Below are 18,025 nucleotides of genomic sequence, written 5' to 3' on the forward strand. Positions count from 1 at the left end.
AAAACCATCTGCTACGGTCCCTCTTGTCGACCCTTCCGACGCCCGACAGGAGACCTCCGTGTCCACCGACTCCCGCTGGCTCGCCCTCGCCGTCATCGCCACGGCCACGCTGATGACGATCCTCGACGGCAGCATCGTCACCGTCGCCATGCCGGCCATCCAGAACGACCTGGGCTTCTCCCCCGCCGGCCTCAGCTGGGTCGTCAATGCCTACCTCATCGCCTTCGCGGGTCTGCTGCTCCTCGCGGGGCGGCTCGGCGACCTGCTCGGCCGGAAGCGGGTGTTCCTGGCCGGGACCGCGGTGTTCACCGTGGCCTCGCTCGTCGCCGGGATCGCGACGTCGCCCGGCGTGCTGATCGCCGCCCGCTTCCTCCAGGGCGTCGGCAGCGCGCTGGCCTCGGCCGTCGGCCTGGGCATTCTCGTCACGCTCTTCACCGAGCCCAAGGAGCGCGCGAAGGCCATCGCCGTGTTCAGCTTCACCGGCGCCGCCGGGGCATCGCTCGGACAGGTGCTCGGTGGCGTACTCACCGATGTGCTCGACTGGCACTGGATCTTCTTCATCAACCTGCCGATCGGCCTCTCGGCTCTTGCCGTCGCCGTACCCGTCCTGCCCGGCGACCGCGGCATCGGCCTGAGGGCGGGGGCCGATGTCATCGGCGCGATCCTCGTCACGGCCGGGCTGATGCTAGGGGTCTACACCGTCGTCAAGGTCGAGGCGTACGGCTGGGCCTCGGCGCACACGCTCGGCCTCGGCGCCCTCGCCGTCGTCCTGCTCGCCGCGTTCGCCGCACGCCAGGCCACGGCCCGCACGCCGCTCATGCCGCCGCGGATCCTCCGCTCGCGCAACGTCCTCGGGGCGAACCTGGTCCAGATGCTGATGGTGGCCGCCCTGTTCTCCTTCCAGATCCTCGTCGCCCTCTATCTGCAGCAAGTCCGTGGATACGGCGCCCTCGGGACCGGGCTCGCCATGCTCCCGGCGGCCCTCGTCATCGGAGCGGTGTCCCTGGGCGTCTCCGCCCGGCTGATCGCCCGCTTCGGCGAACGCACCGTCCTGCTGGCGGGGCTTGTGCTCCTGGGCGGGCTCCTCGGGCTGCTCACCCGGCTCCCCGTGCATGCCGACTACGCGCTCGACCTGTTGCCCGTCATGCTGCTGGCCGCCGGCTTCGGGCTGGCGCTGCCCGCGCTGACCTCGCTCGGGATGTCCGGCGCGAGCGAGGAGGACGCGGGGCTCGCCTCCGGGGTCTTCAACACGACCGCGCAGATCGGCATGGCCCTGGGCGTCGCGGTGCTCTCCACGCTGGCTGCCGCCCGCACCGGAAGCCGGGTGTCGGCCGGGAGCAGCCGGGCCGAGGCGCTGACCAGCGGCTACCACCTGGCCTTCGCCGTCGGCGCGGGGCTCATCGGCACCGCCTTCGTGGTGGCGCTCACCCTGCTCCGTACGCCTCCGCGGCCGACCCGTCCGATCCGGCCCCCTGCGCGTGTCGAAAACGCCGGCTCCCGATCGACGCTTTGAGTGGGACCACCAGGAACCACCTCCAGGCACCACGACCGCGGCCGACCTCGGGAGCCACCATGACGACGAACGTGACAGTGACCGCAGACCTGATGATGTCGCTCGACGGCTGCATCGCCGGGCCCCACGCCGGTATCGGCAATCCGGGCGGCGACGGCGGGCTGCGCCTGCACGAGTGGATGGCCGGACTGGCGAGCTGGCGGGAGCGCCAGGGCCTGACCGGCGGCGAGCACAACCGCGACTCGGAGATCGTCGGCGAGTGGTTCGACGCGACGGGCGTGGTGGTGATGGGCCGGACGATGTTCGACACCGGGGAGAAGCCGTGGGGCGACAACCCTCCCTTCCGCGCCCCGGTGTTCGTCCTGACCCACCGGCCCCGCCGGCCCGAGGTCAAGGAGGGCGGCACCAGCTACACCTTCGTGACCGACGGCATCCACAGCGCCCTGGAGCAGGCCGAGGCCGCGTCCGGCGGCCGGAACGTCGACGTCGCGGGCGGCGCGGAGACGGTCCAGCAGTTCCTTCGCGCAGGACTGGTGGACGAGCTCCAGCTGCATGTGCTGCCGGTGCTGTTCGGGGAGGGCCTGAGGCTCTTCGACAGGCTGGGCACGCTGCACCAGGAGCTCGAGCCGCTGCACGTGGTCCACACCTCGAACGCGACCCATCTCAAGTACCGCGTCGTCAAGGAAGTTTGACCTCGACCACGGTGTACGTTCCGGACGCCTCCACACGACGGCTCGGCACTCGGGGCGAGGTGTGGACACCACGCGCGTGACACGGTGATCGATTTCGGCGGCCCCGACGCCCTGGTCCCGGCGGAGGCCCCGGAACCGGAGGCCCGCCCGGGCCGGGTGGTCGTGGACGTCGCCGCCGACGGCGGCCGCTTCTCGGTCCACGGCGCCCCGACGGGCGGCTTCGCCGCCGCGGACCCGTGCGAGGCCGAGCGCCGGGACCTACGCCCGCTGGGCATCGCGGACGTCCGGCTCTCGCCCCCGGCCCATGCCGAACCGGCCCATCCGCCCCTCGCCGCCGCGGCTTCGGGCGCCCTGCGCCCGGTGATCGGCGCGGCTCCCCCCTGGACCGGGCATCGGGCGCTCATGCGGCGATCAAGTCGCGGCGCCTGGTGGGCAACGTGGCACTGACGGTGTGAAAGCCCGTCAGCAGCCCTGGTCCGGCCCGGCGCACCGGGCGACCAGCGCGGCGACGCCGTCCAGGATCCGGTCGAGCCCGAAGGTGAACTCGTAGTCCGGTTCGTCCGGCTCGGTCATCACACCCGTCTTCAGGAGCGCGGCCACGGACGGGTAGCGGACCGGGTCGGCGAGGCGGGTGAGCATGTTCTCGTACCGGGCGGTGAACTGCTCTGGGGTGCCGCTCGCCCGCACGGCCGCGTCCAGGTCGGCCATCATCGTCGCCTCGCTCCGTACGAAGCCGCTGACCAGCAGGATCACCGAGATCTTGTCCCCGGAGCCGAGGCCCGTGGGCTCAAGCGCCACGAGGCCCTGCTCCCACCAGGCCACCATGTTGGGCGTGGCCGGCGGGCCGGAGACCGGGATGCGCAGCGCCCACAGATGACGCTGGAACACCGTGCGCTGCGCCCGCGCCCAGGACGTGAGCGCCTCGCGCCAGCCGGCGCCCTGCTCGACGGGCGGCGGGGTGCCGATGACGGCCTCCTGCATCAGTACGTACAGCTCGTCCTTCGCGCCGACGTACCGGTAGAGCGACATCGTCGAGACGCCGAGCGCCTTCGCGACCCGGCCCATGGACACCGCCGCGAGACCTTCGTCGGCCGCCAGCCGGATCGCGGCGTCGACGATCCGGTCCAGGCCGATGCCGGGCTTCGGACCCTTCGACGGGCGTTCCCGCAGGCCCCAGGCCGCCTCGATACCGGCCGGCAGCCCGGTGTCGCCGCTGCCGCTTGTGTCCGCCACCACGCCACCGCCTCCTTGTCGCTTGACGAACATCCTAGTAATGCGTAAGCCTTACGCAGTAACGCGTATGCCATACGCAGAAGGGGGAGGCTCATGGGGACAGACCACGGCGGCCACGGCGCACCGGCCGCCATCGAGGCACACGGACTCACGAAGTCGTACGGAGCCGTCGGCGTCCTGCGCGGCGTCGACCTGCGCGTCGAACGCGGCACCGTCTTCTCGCTCCTCGGTCCCAACGGTGCGGGCAAGACCACCACCATCCGCGTCCTCACCACGCTCACGACGGCCGACGCGGGCCGCGCCCGCGTCGCGGGGCACGACGTCGTCACCGAGCGCGCCGCCGTCCGCAGGGCCATCAGCCTGACCGGGCAGTTCGCGGCGATCGACGACATGCAGACGGGCGAGGAGAACCTGCGCATGATGGCCCGCCTCGGCGGCGCCTCCCGCACCGCCGCCCGCCGCCGCGCCACCGAACTCCTCGACCGCTTCGACCTCACGGACGCCGCGCGGCGCCTGGCGCGTACGTACTCGGGCGGCATGCGGCGCCGGCTCGATCTCGCCGCCGGGCTGGTCGGCGACCCGGAGGTGATCTTCCTCGACGAGCCGACGACCGGCCTCGACCCGCGCAGCCGTCAGCAGCTCTGGCAGGCCGTCCGCGACCTGGCGGGCCGCGGCGCCACCGTCTTCCTCACGACCCAGTACCTGGAGGAGGCCGACCGGCTCGCCGACCGCATCGCCGTGATCGACGGCGGCGTGCTCGTCGCCGAGGGCACGGCGGACGAGCTCAAGCGCCGCGTCGCCGGTCACCGCATCGACCTGGTCCTGGCCGACCGCGCAGCGTACGACCGGCACGCCGACCGGGCCGTGCACCGCTCCCCCGAGACCCTCACCCTCGGCATCCCGACCGACGGCACGGCCGCCCATGTCCGCGCGCTGCTCGACGAACTCGACCCGCACCACCGGGACGTGGCCCGCTTCTCGCTCCACTCGGCGACGCTCGACGACGTCTTCCTCGCCCTCACCCGCACCGCGCCCGCCGCGACGACGACGCCGCACGCCCATACCCCCGCGCCCACGGAGAAGGAGCCCACCCGTGCCTGACGCCCTGTCCGACGCCCTCACACTCACAGGCCGCGGCATCCGCCTCAGCAGGCGCAACATCGACGCCGTCATCACCAGCATGCTGCTGCCGGTCATGCTGATGCTGATCTTCGTCTACTTCTTCGGCGGCGCCATCGACACCGGTACGGAGTACGTCACCTACGTCGTCCCCGGCGTCCTGCTCCTCTGCGCCGGTTTCGGCTCCTCCACCACCGCCGTGAGCGTCAGCGAGGACATGAAGGGCGGCATCATCGACCGTTTCCGTTCCCTCGACATCGGCGGCATCCCCATCCTGGCGGGCCACGTGACCGCCAGCGCCGCCCGCAACCTCGTCTCGACCGCTCTCGTCCTCGGCGTCGCCTTCGCGATCGGCTTCCGCCCCTCGGCCTCCGCCCCCGCCGCGCTCGCGGCAGCCGGCGTCCTGCTCGCCTTCATCGTCGCCATTTCCTGGCTCTCGGCGGCCGCGGGCCTGCTCGCCAAGTCCCCGGAGGCGGCGGGCGGATTCACCTTCTTCATGATGTTCCTGCCCTACCCGAGCAGTGCGTTCGTCCCGATCGGGACGATGCCGTCCTGGCTCCACGGCTTCGCGGAACACCAGCCGGTCACCCCGGTGATCGAGTCACTCCGCGGCCTCCTGCTGGACCAGCCGGTGGGCAACACACCCTGGATCGCACTGGGGTGGTGCGCAGGGCTGCTGGTAGTGGGGGTCGGGCTGTCCGGGGTGCTGTTCAGGGCACGGATGAGGTGAGCGGCGACTGGGCCCGCGGCTTCGCGCCCTGTATCACTCTGTCTCCCTCGGGCAGCGCCGCGATGAGGTACGGATTGACCATGCGACCCCCGCGCAGCCCCAGCGACGCCGTCGCCGCGTAGAGGGTCACGGCGTACGAGTCGACAGCCTTGCGCACATTGGGCGCGTCCAGGCCCACGCCCGTCACCAGCCGGTCCAGATCGATGTACGCGGAGCGGACGAGCTCGATCCAGCGGTAGGTGCGGCGGTCCTCCTCCCAGCCCTTTACGTACTCCGGGGGGAGGCTCCGTTCCCAGCGGCGGAACATGCGCCGGCCGATCTCGGAACTGTGCCGGGTCAGATGGAGATGGCGTACCAGGTCGTAGAGCGGGTCGCCGATCATCGCCATCTCCCAGTCGATGATCGTGAGCGGACCTGACCGGCTGCCCCTGACCAGGTTCCAGGGGTTGAGGTCGCCGTGGAGCAGCACCGGAGTCCGCGGTGTGACGGTGCGGCTGTCCAGCATCTCCTTCAGCCGGTCGGCCGCAGGCAGCCCGAGCACCCGCGCGAGCTGGAGCGATTCCTTGGGCAGACCCTCGACCAGCTCCACGAGCCGGTCGCTGAGCAAGTGATAGAACGAGCCATCGCTCACGGTGTGGTCGAGCGTGTGCGTGTCGATGTGCACGAGCGCTGCCAGCTGATCCACAAGATCGTCCGCCTCGTGCGGCAGAAGCCCCGCCACGGGGTGATCAGGTGGCTGGAAGTAGTTCCCGGATCCCTCGTAGGAGTGGATCGCGAAACGGTCCGACAGTCCCTTGCAGCCAAGAGCGAGAAGCCGCGGCGCCCGAACGGATCCGCCCGGCAGCTGTTCCAGTGCCAGCAGCACCTTGTGCTCGTCCAGGACGCACAGCTCCGCGCGCCTGGGCCCGCTCGCCCTGCGCCGTACGACGACGGACGCACCGGCGCTCGCCACGTCCACGATCGTGTTGATGTGGTGCGTGCCCTTGAACACGCGTTCCGCGGGTGCCTCCGCCTCGGCGACCAGGGCCTCCGTCACCGCCGTCCACGGAAATCCCGGGTGCTCCGGCACCTGGACGTCCGCCTGCCACAGGACCGCCGACTGTCTGCTCCGTCCCCTGGCGTGACGACCGGAGCGGGCGGTCGTGTGCCAGCGGTGGATCACCCGCTCGATCGTCGGCAGGGAGGGCAGTTCGCCCAACTGCAGGGGTTCCTGTGCCACTTGGAGCGCCCGCTGCACCGACTCGGCGGCCTGCGCGAGATCCCTCGGCAGATCCGTGTCGTCCAGTCGGTTCACCGCACGCATCACATCGGGATAGACGGACTGCGCCTGCTCGAAAGCGATGTAGTGACCCAGATCCTCGACGCCGTTCACGACGTCCGGCCGGATCTCACTCATCGCCCGGCACCAGGCGTCCACGATCTCCTGCTCCTGCAGATCCGGGTAACGCATCCGTACGAGGTGCGTCGCGAGGTCGTGCAGCGGGTCACCGTACGTCGCCAGTTCCCAGTCGACGCACACGAGCGGCGGACCACTGTCGCCGTAGTAGGGGATGATCACGTTGTCCCGGTGGAGATCCGTGTGCAGCAGGCCGAACGGCCGGGCCGCCATACGCGGAATCCGGTCGGCGAACCTCCGCAGGGCGTCCTCGGGGACCCCCAGCGCCATGAACAGCTCGCCGAACTCGGTCCAATTGGGCTGCCGGATCTGCTGGTCGGCGAGCCTCGCCAAGGTCTGCAGGAACGCCTCGCTGTCACCGTCCTTCGGCCACCCGTACGGCAGCGCCGGCAGGTTCTCCCTGCGCACCCGCACCGTCTGGGCGAGCAGCCCGGCGAACGCCTCGACGAGCCGCGGGTCGACCGGCTTGCCGTACTCGCACACGCTCGACAGCGGCACGCCCTCCACGTAGCTGTGCACCGCCGTGTCCCCGACCACCGCCAGGCACTCGGGCACATGGGGCAGCACGCCCTTCAGCCTGTCGAGGACAAGCCGCTCGTCCTGCCACGTCCTGATGACGACCTGGAGCACTCCCCGCATTCGCCGGCGCACCGTGACGCGTTCCCCTGCACGCCGCCCGAGGACACGCGCCATGGGCTTGTCGAGTGGGACGATGAGGTTGCGGTTGTGATGCCCCCGGGTCGTCACCGCGGTGCGCTTCGCGTCACGTACGAAGCGGGCGAGCGCGTCGTCGTCGGGCGTGCCGTGACGGTGCGCGGGCGCGCCGTCGTCGGGCGGGACTGCGGCCGGCAGAACGGCCGCAGGGGTAGCACCCACAAGCCGCTCCTGAAACAGTCACGGGGGCGTTGATGATGACGCACACCTTAGCGGCCTGAGCCCGGTGGCGACGCGCTTCGTTACCACTGCTTCACCTTCCAGTGGGAGTCGAACCACACCTGTGCGGCGTCGATGAACAAGGACCCCTGGGACTCGGGGTCGTCGTCCTTCGCATAGTGGAACAGGGTCGCGCCTAGGCCCAGCACGTCCCTGATGACGACTTCCTCGTCATCAGGGGGCAGGAGCACCTTGCGCTCGGTCAGGTCGTAGAAGCCGTGCAGCGCGTCCGTGCCGTTGAGCAGATAGAGCTTGGCGGTGGGGTACTGCGGTACGCGGCCGACCTGAAGGTCCGCTTCGGCCACCAGGCCCTCGCGCCGCAGGTCGTGGAGCGTGTCGCGCAGCGAATCGGCGTGGCGGCGGCTGATGTCGCGCAGTCGCTCCAGCGGCCGCAGGTCTTCCGGATCCGCCACGTTCCGCGGATAGACCGACGGCTGCCGCAGATCGGGGAGCAGGAGACGGACGGTGATGCGGCGCGGGCCGATCTCACCGCTTCGCACCCGCTCCGACTGGACACGCAGATGGGTGTCCAGCGACTCGGACGTCAGGGTGAACGCGTCCAGGGTCACCTCCGGCTGCTCGAAGGCCGCCCGGATGAACGGGCCGAGAGTCACCCGTCCGGTGCCCGCCTTCCGGGTGCTCGACGAGGTGTGGATCGTCTGGCTGCTCTTGAGAACGCGCGAGCCGCTGCCCTGACGGGACTCGATCCACCCTTCGTCGGCGAGCTCCCGCAGTGCGCGCTGCACGGTGTCGCGGGAGACGCCGAACGTATCGGCGAGCTGCCGCTGTGTGGGCAGCACGGCGTCGACCGGGTATACGCCGTCGGCCAGCTTGGACCGCAGCGCGTCCGCGACACGCTGGAACTCCCGGCCGGCCCCCTCGCCGGACTGTCTGCTCCCCACGCCGTGACCGTACCCCTTCCGGCCGCTCCCTCATACCACTTTCGGTCAAATTGGCGGGCCTACACCCCTACGGGTTAAGCGATCTGACAGGAAGGGGACCACCACTTCAATCAACCAGTCCAATTGGACCGGAAGTTGATCGGGTGACTGGACCCGAAGGGAGGGAACGCCATGGCCCGCCTCCTGCAAACCTTGCTGGAGCTGCTCGTCCACCAGCTGTTCGGGGCTCCCGGACTGCTCGTCGCCGTCCTCGTTCTGGCCGACAAAGAGGAGAGGCGCGACTGCGCGGTGCTGGGGTGCGTGGTCTGCGTACTCCTGCTGCTCTAGATCCGGCCCCTGCCCACGCATCGGACGGCGTCCAGGACCGGTTCCAGCGAATCCACGGTCACCGACGCCCCCGCCCGGTGCAGTCTCTCCACCCGGTGTCCATCACGGCCGAAACCGAGGAAGCGCACACCCGCCTCGCGGGCCGCGTACAGGTCGGAGGGGGTGTCGCCGATCATCAGCGACGCGGCCGGGTCCGCGCCGAGGGAGGTGAGGGCGCGCAGCACACAGTCCGGATCGGGCTTGAGGAGGTGAAGATCGGTGGTACGGCCGTGGATGTGGGGCGCGAAGCACTCGCGCAGCCCGCGGCCGGTGAGGTACTGCTCCGCCACCCGCGGGGAGTTGTTGGTCGCGATGGCAAGGCCGACGCCGATCGCACTCCAGGTACGTATCAGCGGGTCGGCGTAGGCGGTGGGCCAGGCGGTCGTGGTGGCGTGGAGCTCCTCGCGGGTCAGCTCCGCCTCCAGCGCCTCGACCAGCTCGCTGCCCGGCTGCAGCCGGCTCACCGCGCGCAGGACGGCATGCGGGTCCCCGGAGTCCCGTTCCTCGTCCGTCAGGAGCACATGGCTGCCGCGTTTCTCCAGCCACTCCACCAGGCTGTCGGCGACGTGGTGCGCGCGATGGCCCGCGAAGAGGTGGCAGATGGGGCCGTCGAAGTCGAAGAGCACATGCTCGGCGCCGCTGACCAGATCCTTGAGCTGCTCGACCACGTGTGCCGCCTGTTCCGTGTGTGCCGCTTGGATAGTCACTAGGAGAGTGTCAGGTTCGAGGCGATGGTGTTCCAGAGTGCGTCGAACCACATCTGTGACTGCGCCACGAAGGCGGCGTCGCGCGACCCGTTCGCGGTGACGAACGGGAAGAGCAGCGACTGCATCCCGAAGGCGTCGTACATCTCGACGGGTGTCTCGTCGATCTCCTCCTCGCGCCTGGTGACCTCGTAGTACGCGAAGAGGGCCTCGGAGCCGTTCAGGACGTACAGCTTGACGGGCGGCGTGAGGGGCAGCGCACGGAAGGTCACCTTGACGTCGATGCCGTGGGAGCGGTGCAGGGCCTGGAGGTTGTGGCGGAGGACCTGGCCCTGGGCGTTGCGCTGGGTCAGCCAGCGCTGGTGGACGGGGTTGTCGTCGATGAGGGCCTGCTCGGTCTCGACCGGCGTCGGGAAGGCGAGGTTGATGTCGCGGCCGGGGAGCAGGATGCGGGCCTCGATGGTCTCCGGCCTGATGCGGCCTTCGTGGATGAGGCGCAGTGGCTCACCCAGGGCCAGCATCAGGGTCTCGGCGGTGAGACTGAGCGCGTCGATGCGGACGTGCTCGGCGGAGAACGCCTCCGCCATGCGCGGGCCGAGCGCCACCATCGTCGGCTGCGGGTCGTCGGCGTCGTGCGCGGACCGGGCGACGTTGCCGGCGACACGTGCGGGGGCGCCGCGCGTGACGTGGGTGAGCAGGCCCTCGTCCTGCAGGATCTTCAGGGCGTCGCGGACCGTTCCCCGGCCGGCGCCGAACTCCTCGACCAGATGCGACTGCGTGGGCATGGGATCCCCGGCCTTCAGCTCACCGCTGCGGATTCGTCCCCGCAGAATGTCGGCGATGTCCTGGTAGCCGAGCTTTTGTTCGGTGTCTCGTCCGTTCATGGTGCCGTTCTCCTGGTTCACAGGTCGACGCTACAACTCTCTTCCGTTTGTGGGGAGTTATTGGAAGAGGGTTATTCGAGGACACCAAGTGGGGACAACTCAAAGTGAGTTGGCACCAACTTTCAACACTTGGCCTAAGTAGGCCGATGCTAACTCCAGTTGGTCGATCAGCCAACGGGTTCGCACGCTCCTCCCACACCCCAAGGAGGGACCTGCCATGCCGCTCCTCACCTTCGCCGTCGAAGAGTTCATCCACTGGCGCTTCGGCATCGTGGGCGTCGTCAGCCTCGGACTGCTGAGCTTCGGCCTGCGCGCCAAGAACGCCACGGCAGCAGGCGCCGGCAGCATCATGCTCGCCCTGCTGCTCCACTCCGCATCGGTCTGAGGCCGCCGCGGGCGCGCCAGCACAGGCGGCCCCGCCCGCGGACCCGGCCTCGAACCCACCCCCGAGCACACCCCGTCAGAGCACGCCCCGTCAGAACATGTCCGGGCACCAAGGGCGGCGCCTCGCGCGGAACACCGCGTCCGCCTGTGCCGCCGCGCCCGGGGTGGCCTCGTCGATCCGGCCGAGGGCCACCAGCCGCAGCACCGATTCGTCCCCGAGATACAGCCTCCCCACGTCCCCGATCCCCAGGGACAGATCCGCCGCCTCCGTCGTCGGCACGCACCACGCCCCCTCCGGCGTGGCGTCCAGCCGGAAGCGGCCGCCCGCCAGCCCCGACTCGTCGTGCACGTCGAGCACCAGGGACCCCGAAGCCGTGTACGTACGCGACTGGAGCGCCCGTACGACATCCAGCAGCCGTACCCACAGAAAGTCCGCGTGCGACACGATCCGCGCCGCGCGCGGGTCAGGGAGGAGGAGGGGCAGCAGGTCGTCCGGGGCGCGCCCACCGGACCGGACCGTCGTGATCCAGTCGATCGAACAGAGGTACTCCCACAGCGCGCGCTCCGCGGCGGGCGACACGGCGATCAGGCTCTGGACCTTCGCCGTGTTGGCCGGCTGGCTGCCCTCGCTCCAGCGGGATTCCGCCGTGTACGTGAGGAGCCCTTCGACCTCGCCCGCCGGTGAGCGGTACACCGCGTAGTACGGCTCCGTCCAGGGCTGCGACGGCAGCCGCACCGCTCCCGTGTTCACGCTCCACCAGTACGCATCCCGGTCGATCGCGCCGTGCTGCCGGGCGCGGAAGCGCTCATGCAGCTCCGGGCCGAGCTTGCGTACGTCCTCGGTGTCGGCCAGGTCCACCCGGCCGCCGTCCGCCGGGCTCGACCACAGCGGGTCGAGGCCGCTGCGCGGGACGTCGATCTCCCACTCCGTGAGCCAGGCGGCGGGGCCGAAGCCGAACCGCCCGTAGATCCGGTGCTCGGCCGCGATGAGCGTCGAGACCGCGTCACCGCGTTCCTTCGCCTCCGCCAGATCCTCGGTGATCATCCGGGTGAGGATGCCGCGGCGGCGGTGCGTGGGTGTGACAGTGACGTGCGAGACGGCGTTCGCCGTCACGAAGGCGCCGCCGACGACCGTGAGCTGCTGGGCGAAAGAGCGGTACGTCCCCACGCACCGCTCGCCGTCGTAGGCGCCCCGCACCCGCGAGAGATCCATGTGCGCGAGGCGCTCGGCCGCCTCGGCCTCCGCGACGGCCGGGGACATCAGAAAGCCGGTGTGCATGGCCCGCAGCCAGCCCGGGCCCTCGGCCTCGGTGACGGTACGCACCTCAACGCCCTCAGGGCTCATATGTCCACGCTAGACACTTCCGCGCCCTGACGCCGTTTCTCGCCACGGCAGCCACGGCCGTCACCGCAGCCACGGCGGCCACGCAGTCTGGCGGCCACCGCAGCCATGGCGGTCACGGCAGCTCCGGGTCAGAACGCCGCGCGTATCCCCCCGACCGGCCGTCCGCCGCCCAGCAGCGGCGCCTCGGCGAGGCGCGCCAGCACCGGATCGGCCACCCCCATCCGCTCCAGGCAACGGGCCAGCACCGGGCCCAGCGCCCGCGTCGCACCGTCGTCGATCTTGAAGGCGAGGGCGCGGCCGTCCGGCAGCGCCACCGCCTGGACCGCCTCCGCGCCCATCTTCGAAAGCGCACCCGGCACCGCCCGCATCAGCCAGGTGTCGGGGCGGCGCGTGCCCGCGACGTACTCGGGGTGGGCCCTCATCGCGTCCGCGACCCGCCGCTCGGCCGAGCCCTCGGGGGCCAGCACGTAGAAGCGGTACGCCCGCGCCAGACCTGTCAGGCTGATCGCCATCAGCGGCGCCCCGCAGCCGTCCGTGCCGACCGCGGCGACCGCCTCACCCGCCGCGTCCTCCACCACGGAGTGCACGAGCCGCTGCATCGGATGGGACGGGTCGAGGTACGTCTCCAGCGGCCAGCCGTTCAGTGCGCACGCCGCCAGCATCGCCGTGTGCTTGCCCGAGCAGTTCATGGCGACCTTGTCGCGGGCCCGCCCGGTCGCGAGATACGTCTCCGCCTCGGCCGGGTCCAGCGGCAGATCGGGCGGGGTCTGCAGATCGTCGGGCGTGAGTCCGTGCTCGGCCAGCATCTTGCGGGCCAGATCGAGGTGGAAGGACTCGCCGGAGTGGCTGGCGGCGGCCAGCGCCAGCCGCTCCCCTGCGAGATCGAGGCCGGCCCGCAGCACGGCCGCGGCCTGCATCGGCTTGTTCGCCGAGCGTGGGAAGACCGGCGCCGCCGGATCGCCCAGCGCCAGCTCCACGCTGCCGTCCGCGGCCAGGACCACCAGCGAACCCCGGTGACGGCCCTCGACGAAGCCGGAACGTACGACTTCGGCGAGGACCGGCCGTATCCCAGAAGCCGGGACGGCAGAGGAGGCGGAAGTGGTGGAACTCATGGGGGCGACGGGCCTTCCGGACGGGGAGACCCGCCAGGAGGGCCGCCCCCGGAAGACCGGAAGAGTCGCCTCAGTTGAGCAGGTCGTCCACTTGTGCTTCCCCCTCACGGTACCTGCGGGCGATCTCGGCACTGCAGTCGTCGGCGGTCCGCTGCAACTGGGCGCGCTGCCGCGACACCTGCTGCTCGTACCGCGCGAGCCGCCCCATCGCCGCGTGCAGCTCCTCGTCCGTACGCGCGTCCAGGTCGGACAGTTCGACCTCGGCCAGCATCTCCGCGGCCAGCCGCCGGTACTCCTCGCCCCTCGGCGTGGACAACGTCACGTGGCGGGCCGAGCTGCCGCGCCGCGACGGCGGGTCCGCGAGGATCGCCGACAGCCGGTCGACGACCGCGGCGTCGGGCCCCAGCCGGCTCGCGCCCTCCGGCACGGCGGGCTGTGCCGGGCACACCGGCGGGTCCGTACGCCGGGCCAGCTCGGCCCGCAGGATGTCGATCCGGCCCTGCAGCAGCCGCCGGACATAGCTCAGGTCCGCCTCGTCGCCCTGCGAGTCGCGTCGCAGCGCGCGCAGCTCCGGCAGCCGCAGCGCGGCGAGCTCGTGACTGCGCGGCTCGGGCAGGGGGTCCTGCTCCGAGGTGCGCTGCTGGGGCGGACGCATGGCGCCCGTGCTGCTGCGAGTGGTCATGGGTGCGGGACCGGGCGACTGCCCGGAACCAGGTGTACTCATGCGTGAATCAGTCCCCTCGACCGGTGCATGGGGTCTCCCCGGGCCCGGAGGGCCGAGGGGCTGCACCGCCTGCGTGCATCGTGCCATTACGGACGGTTCGGGCGCAGGCGCTCCGACCCGTTCGGCCCCGGATGGCCGCAGGTCCGGTGCCGGATAGGTTGGTCCGTATGCGAGCAGTGGTACAGCGCGTCGACGGCGCGAAGGTCGTGGTGGCCGGTGAGACGGTGGGCGAGATCGTCGGGGAAGGCCTGTGTGTGCTGGTGGGAGTCACCCACGGTGACACCCCGGAGAAGGCGGCCCAGCTGGCGCGCAAGCTCTGGTCGGTGCGGATCCTGGAGGGTGAGAAGTCCTGCTCGGACGTGAACGCGCCCCTGCTGGTGATTTCGCAGTTCACTCTCTATGGGGACGCCCGCAAGGGCCGCCGCCCCACCTGGAACGCGGCGGCGCCCGGCGAGGTCGCCGAACCACTCGTCGACGAGGTGGTGGCGCAGCTGCGGGCGCTGGGGGCGCACGTGGAGACGGGCCGGTTCGGGGCGAGCATGCGGGTCTCGCTCACGAACAACGGCCCGTTCACGGTGCTGATCGAGGCCTGAGTCCGTCGCGGTGGCTGCATCCGTCGTCGTGGCTGCCGGCCGCGGCGGGCCATGGCGGCCACTGCGGGTCACAGCAGCCACGGCAGCTACGGTTCGACGACAGTCTCCTGGGCCGCCGCCGTGCTCCCCGCCAGTAGCTTCGCGTCCACCGGCACGTTCCGCTTCACCAGTGCCAGCGCGATCGGCCCCAGCTCGTGGTGGCGGGCCGACGTCGTGATGAAGCCCAGCTGACGGCCGTCCTCCCCGTCCGCGGCCAGCCGGACCGGCGTGCCGTGGCCCGGCAGCAGCACCTCGCTGCCGTCGAGGTGAAGGAAGACCAGCCGGCGCGGCGGCTTCCCCAGGTTCTGGACGCGCGCCACCGTCTCCTGACCGCGGTAGCAGCCCTTCTGCAGATGCACGGCCGTGCCGATCAGCCCGATCTCGTGCGGGATCGTCCGGTGGTCGGTCTCGAAGCCGAGGCGCGGGCGGTGCGCCTCGACGCGCAGGGCCTCGTGCGCCAGCACCCCGATCGCGGGGCCGTTGGCCGCGGCGTACGACTCCAGGTCCCGGCGCGGCAGGAACAGGTCGCGGCCCTGCGCGGTCTCCTGTACGACGACACCGTCCGGGACCTCGGCGATCGAACCGGCCGGCAGATGCACGACGGCGAACTCGTCGGTCCGGTCGGCGACTTCCACCTGGTAGAAGAACTTCATCGACTCCAGGTACGCGATGAGCTCCTCCTGCGTGCCGGGCTCGACATGTGCCCAGACCGTCTCGCCGTCGTCCACGAGATACAGGGCGTGCTCGATGTGGCCGTGCGCGGAGAGGACCAGCGCCTCGGTGGCCCGGCCTGCCGGGAGGTCGCTGACGTGCTGGGTGACCAGCAGGTGCAGCCAGCTGAGCCGGTCGGGACCGGAGACGGTGAGGACACCGCGGTGCGAGAGGTCGACGAGACCTGTGCCGTTCGCGAGCGCGCGCTGCTCACGGAACAGATCGCCGTAGTGCGCGGCGACACCTTCGTCCCGGCCCTCGGACGGGACGGCGCCGGGCAGGGACAGCAGAGGGCTGATCATTGAATGTCGCTGCATGGCCCCAAGCCTACGACTGGTCAGAAGTGGCCTTCAGGGCGCACTTGCGGCAACGACCGAAGATCGCGAAGTGCTTCATGTCGGTCTCGAACCCGAATGTCTCGCGGAGCTTGGCGGTGAAGTCCGCGGCGACCGCGACGTCCGCTTCGATGACGTCCCTGCAGTCCCGGCACACCAGGTGCAGATGGTGGTGACGGTCCGCGAGATGGTACGTCGGCGCCCCATGGCCCAGGTGGGCATGCGAGACGAGATCGAGCTCCTCCAGGAGCTCCAGGGTCCGGTACACGGTGGAGATGTTGATCCCGGAGGCGGTCTTGCGCACCTCGACGAGGATGTCGTCCGGGGTCGCGTGCTCCAGGGTGTCGACGGCTTCGAGGACAAGCTGGCGCTGCGGGGTCAGCCGGTAACCGCGCTGCCGCAGGTCGCTCTTCCAGTCGGTGCTCACCACGCGACCAGTGTAGGCGCGCGCAGTGAGCCCGCTCCGGGACTGCCGGGAGGTCCTGCGCCGAGAGGCCCGCGCGCAGCGGGCGAGAGGACCTACTTGAAGAAGGTGATGCCGTCGTCAGGCAGGTCGCCGAGGTCCTTCGCCCACGACTCGACCTCCTGCGGGGTGACGACCTTCTTCAGATGAGCCGACATGTACGGCCGCAGCGGCACCTCTGGGGTGGCCTTCTCGCCGACCCACATCAGGTCGCCCTTGACGTACCCGTAGAGCCGCTTGCCACCGCTGTACGTCGGGGCCGCGGCGGTACGTGCGACCGCGTCCGTCACCAGGTCGATCTGCGGCTTCTGGTCGGCGAGGTCGCCGTACCAGATCTCCACGACGCCCTGGTCACGGACCATGACGATCTCGACCTTGCGGTCCCTGTCGATCCGCCAGTAGCCGGACTCGGTCTCCAGCGGCTTGACCTTCTTGCCCTCGGAGTCCAGCACCCAGGTGTGCGAGACGTACTCGATGAAGTCCCGGCCGTCGTGGCTGAACGTCACCGACTGGCCGAAGTTGCACTTCTCGGCACCCGGGAAGTCGGACACGCCCGCGCCCTCCCACGTGCCGAGGAGGAACGCGAGGGGGACGAGGCCGGGGTTCAGGTCGGACGGGATCTCGATCATGAGCAACTCTGTCGATCGGCGGGATACGGGGGATTCAGGGGATACGGAGAATCAGCGCTGGCCCTGGTACAGCTTCTTCACGGCCAGCCCGGTGAAGGCGAGCACGCCGACACAGACGAGAACCAGCAGAATCTCGAAGAAAACGATCACGGGTGCTCCCTCGGACGAACGGTGAAGGCAGAAGGGCCGGACCCCAGCTTAGTGGGCTGGCGTCCGGCCCTCTCTGCGAGGTCGGTCCCGCGGACGGTCAGCCGAGAAGCTGGTTCTGCAGGACAACCGTCTGCTTGAACGGGACGGCGAGCGCGCCGCCCTTCCGGGTCTGGGTGACCAGCGCGAGTGTGTCGCCCGCCTGGACATAGGCCCAGAGCGTCTGCTCGGGGCCGTACGGCTTCGGCTCCTCGTACCCGTAGACGGCCGTGTACGCGACGTTGATCTCGGACTCCAGGTCGCCGAGCACGTCCTGATCCTCGGTCCCGTCCAGGAGCGCTCCGTCCGCCTCGCCCACCTCCAGGGACTCGTCCTTGAAGGCTTCCGCGTACGCGACGGAGTTGAACCGCAGCAGGTGGATGCTCGTCCGGGTGCCGTCCGGCATGGTCCAGCCGCGCGCGGTGATGTGGCGGAGGGCGGCGTCGGCCAGGTCCTGCTTCAGCTCGGTCCGGTGCTCCTTCCCGTACCGGGAGAGGTACTGGTCGACACCGACCCAGCCGCCGTTCAGCTTCGGGTCGACCGTGGCGCCCGCAGGAGCGGGCAGGAGCAGCTTGCGCAGGTCGGCGTGGTGGACCTCGCCCTCGTTGCCCTCGGTGAAGGGGCGCGGGGAGCCCTCGGGCAGGGCCGGGAGGCTGAGCTTCGGGTAGTCCCAGCGGCCGTCGCTCTCGGTCGCGAGACCGGGGACGTCGGTGCGCTCCATCGAGGTGATGCCGGTCGCGGTCCCGGCACCCAGTCCTCCGCACACGAGCACGGCGGCGGTCCAGCGGGCGACGGCCCACAGGAGGGGGCCTCGGGAGCGCTTGGGCGCGGCGGGGGCCACCGGCTCCGCCGCCGGGACGGCAACCGTCTCGGACGACACTGCCTCGGCCACCGGGACGGCAACCGCCTCGGACGACACTCCCCCGGCCACCGCGACGGCAACCGCCTCGGACGACACTCCCCCGGCCACCGCGACGGCAACCGCCTCGGACGACACTCCCCCGGCCACCGCGACGGCAACCGCCTCGGTAC

At 70.8% G+C, this 18,025-nt stretch carries 20 protein-coding genes; 8 read left to right on the forward strand and 12 right to left on the reverse strand.

Translation table 11 applies throughout. The annotated features are described in order from the left end of the window. The first annotated feature begins 58 nt into the window (after nucleotides 1–58). From ABT078_RS21025 to ABT078_RS21035, 3 genes are all read left to right on the forward strand, one after another. Nucleotides 59–1,513, forward strand: coding sequence for an MFS transporter (locus ABT078_RS21025; RefSeq protein ID WP_351229849.1), 1,455 nt, complete (start codon nucleotides 59–61; stop codon nucleotides 1,511–1,513). A gap of 59 nt (nucleotides 1,514–1,572) precedes the next feature. Further along, entirely contained in the window at nucleotides 1,573–2,205 is a 633-nt protein-coding gene (locus ABT078_RS21030) for a dihydrofolate reductase family protein (protein WP_351229851.1), read from the forward strand. Nucleotides 2,206–2,289: 84 nt separating this feature from the next. After that, entirely contained in the window at nucleotides 2,290–2,652 is a 363-nt protein-coding gene (locus ABT078_RS21035; protein WP_351229853.1) for an MDR/zinc-dependent alcohol dehydrogenase-like family protein, read from the forward strand. Nucleotides 2,653–2,667: 15 nt separating this feature from the next. On the opposite strand, the gene ABT078_RS21040 is transcribed toward ABT078_RS21035, so the two are convergent. Further along, nucleotides 2,668–3,471, reverse strand: coding sequence for a TetR/AcrR family transcriptional regulator (locus tag ABT078_RS21040; protein WP_502981268.1), 804 nt, complete (start codon nucleotides 3,469–3,471; stop codon nucleotides 2,668–2,670). A 60-nt stretch (nucleotides 3,472–3,531) separates the two neighbouring features. Here ABT078_RS21040 and ABT078_RS21045 point away from each other — a divergent pair, with 60 nt between their 5' ends. Both ABT078_RS21045 and ABT078_RS21050 read left to right on the forward strand, forming a co-directional pair. After that, on the forward strand, nucleotides 3,532–4,539 hold the full coding sequence (locus tag ABT078_RS21045) for an ATP-binding cassette domain-containing protein (protein ID WP_351229856.1): 1,008 nt from the start codon (nucleotides 3,532–3,534) through the stop codon (nucleotides 4,537–4,539). Continuing rightward, nucleotides 4,532–5,287, forward strand: a complete 756-nt coding sequence (locus ABT078_RS21050) for an ABC transporter permease (RefSeq protein WP_351229858.1) — start codon at nucleotides 4,532–4,534, stop codon at nucleotides 5,285–5,287. Before ABT078_RS21045 ends, ABT078_RS21050 begins: the two co-directional genes overlap by 8 nt. On the opposite strand, the gene ABT078_RS21055 is transcribed toward ABT078_RS21050, so the two are convergent. Further along, complete coding sequence (locus tag ABT078_RS21055) at nucleotides 5,268–7,559, reverse strand: phosphotransferase (RefSeq protein ID WP_351229860.1); 2,292 nt, start codon at nucleotides 7,557–7,559, stop codon at nucleotides 5,268–5,270. The genes ABT078_RS21050 and ABT078_RS21055 overlap by 20 nt on opposite strands. An 80-nt stretch (nucleotides 7,560–7,639) precedes the next feature. Further along, entirely contained in the window at nucleotides 7,640–8,518 is an 879-nt protein-coding gene (locus ABT078_RS21060; protein ID WP_351229862.1) for a winged helix-turn-helix domain-containing protein, read from the reverse strand. Nucleotides 8,519–8,689: 171 nt separating this feature from the next. Here ABT078_RS21060 and ABT078_RS21065 point away from each other — a divergent pair, with 171 nt between their 5' ends. Continuing rightward, on the forward strand, nucleotides 8,690–8,845 hold the full coding sequence (locus ABT078_RS21065; protein WP_351229863.1) for a hypothetical protein: 156 nt from the start codon (nucleotides 8,690–8,692) through the stop codon (nucleotides 8,843–8,845). Here ABT078_RS21065 and ABT078_RS21070 read toward each other — a convergent pair. Both ABT078_RS21070 and ABT078_RS21075 read right to left on the reverse strand, forming a co-directional pair. Continuing rightward, the gene (locus ABT078_RS21070; protein ID WP_351229865.1) at nucleotides 8,842–9,591 is read right to left on the reverse strand and encodes an HAD family hydrolase; all 750 of its coding nucleotides are present in this window, start codon (nucleotides 9,589–9,591) and stop codon (nucleotides 8,842–8,844) included. The genes ABT078_RS21065 and ABT078_RS21070 overlap by 4 nt on opposite strands. Then, complete coding sequence (locus ABT078_RS21075; protein ID WP_351229867.1) at nucleotides 9,591–10,472, reverse strand: winged helix-turn-helix domain-containing protein; 882 nt, start codon at nucleotides 10,470–10,472, stop codon at nucleotides 9,591–9,593. Before ABT078_RS21075 ends, ABT078_RS21070 begins: the two co-directional genes overlap by 1 nt. A gap of 217 nt (nucleotides 10,473–10,689) precedes the next feature. Between ABT078_RS21075 and ABT078_RS21080 the strand changes: the two genes are divergently transcribed. Then, complete coding sequence (locus ABT078_RS21080; RefSeq protein ID WP_351229869.1) at nucleotides 10,690–10,857, forward strand: hypothetical protein; 168 nt, start codon at nucleotides 10,690–10,692, stop codon at nucleotides 10,855–10,857. A gap of 90 nt (nucleotides 10,858–10,947) precedes the next feature. Here the strand turns inward: ABT078_RS21080 and ABT078_RS21085 are convergent, their stop codons facing one another. From ABT078_RS21085 to ABT078_RS21095, 3 genes are all read right to left on the reverse strand, one after another. After that, nucleotides 10,948–12,201 (reverse strand): GNAT family N-acetyltransferase, encoded by a 1,254-nt coding sequence (locus ABT078_RS21085; protein ID WP_351229871.1) that lies wholly within the window; start codon nucleotides 12,199–12,201, stop codon nucleotides 10,948–10,950. Nucleotides 12,202–12,329: 128 nt separating this feature from the next. Continuing rightward, a complete protein-coding gene (locus tag ABT078_RS21090; RefSeq protein ID WP_351229873.1) occupies nucleotides 12,330–13,313 on the reverse strand; it encodes an asparaginase in 984 nt (327 codons plus the stop codon). A 70-nt stretch (nucleotides 13,314–13,383) separates the two neighbouring features. Then, on the reverse strand, nucleotides 13,384–14,037 hold the full coding sequence (locus tag ABT078_RS21095) for an RsiG family protein (protein ID WP_351229875.1): 654 nt from the start codon (nucleotides 14,035–14,037) through the stop codon (nucleotides 13,384–13,386). A gap of 167 nt (nucleotides 14,038–14,204) precedes the next feature. Between ABT078_RS21095 and dtd the strand changes: the two genes are divergently transcribed. Continuing rightward, the gene (gene dtd, locus ABT078_RS21100) at nucleotides 14,205–14,630 is read left to right on the forward strand and encodes a D-aminoacyl-tRNA deacylase (protein WP_351229877.1); all 426 of its coding nucleotides are present in this window, start codon (nucleotides 14,205–14,207) and stop codon (nucleotides 14,628–14,630) included. An 86-nt stretch (nucleotides 14,631–14,716) separates the two neighbouring features. Here dtd and ygfZ read toward each other — a convergent pair whose 3' ends face one another. From ygfZ to ABT078_RS21120, 4 genes are all read right to left on the reverse strand, one after another. Continuing rightward, a complete protein-coding gene (gene ygfZ / locus ABT078_RS21105; protein ID WP_351229973.1) occupies nucleotides 14,717–15,682 on the reverse strand; it encodes a CAF17-like 4Fe-4S cluster assembly/insertion protein YgfZ in 966 nt (321 codons plus the stop codon). A 25-nt stretch (nucleotides 15,683–15,707) separates the two neighbouring features. Beyond that, a complete protein-coding gene (locus ABT078_RS21110) occupies nucleotides 15,708–16,145 on the reverse strand; it encodes a Fur family transcriptional regulator (protein WP_351229879.1) in 438 nt (145 codons plus the stop codon). Between the two features lie 89 nt (nucleotides 16,146–16,234). Next, on the reverse strand, nucleotides 16,235–16,807 hold the full coding sequence (locus ABT078_RS21115) for a heme-binding beta-barrel domain-containing protein (protein ID WP_351229881.1): 573 nt from the start codon (nucleotides 16,805–16,807) through the stop codon (nucleotides 16,235–16,237). Between the two features lie 247 nt (nucleotides 16,808–17,054). After that, nucleotides 17,055–17,912: a hypothetical protein gene (locus ABT078_RS21120; RefSeq protein ID WP_502981270.1), complete on the reverse strand. Its 858-nt coding sequence runs from the start codon at nucleotides 17,910–17,912 to the stop codon at nucleotides 17,055–17,057. Nucleotides 17,913–18,025 lie beyond the last annotated feature (113 nt).

It is taken from the genome of Streptomyces sp. NPDC002133 (assembly GCF_040296405.1).
Classification (GTDB): domain Bacteria; phylum Actinomycetota; class Actinomycetes; order Streptomycetales; family Streptomycetaceae; genus Streptomyces.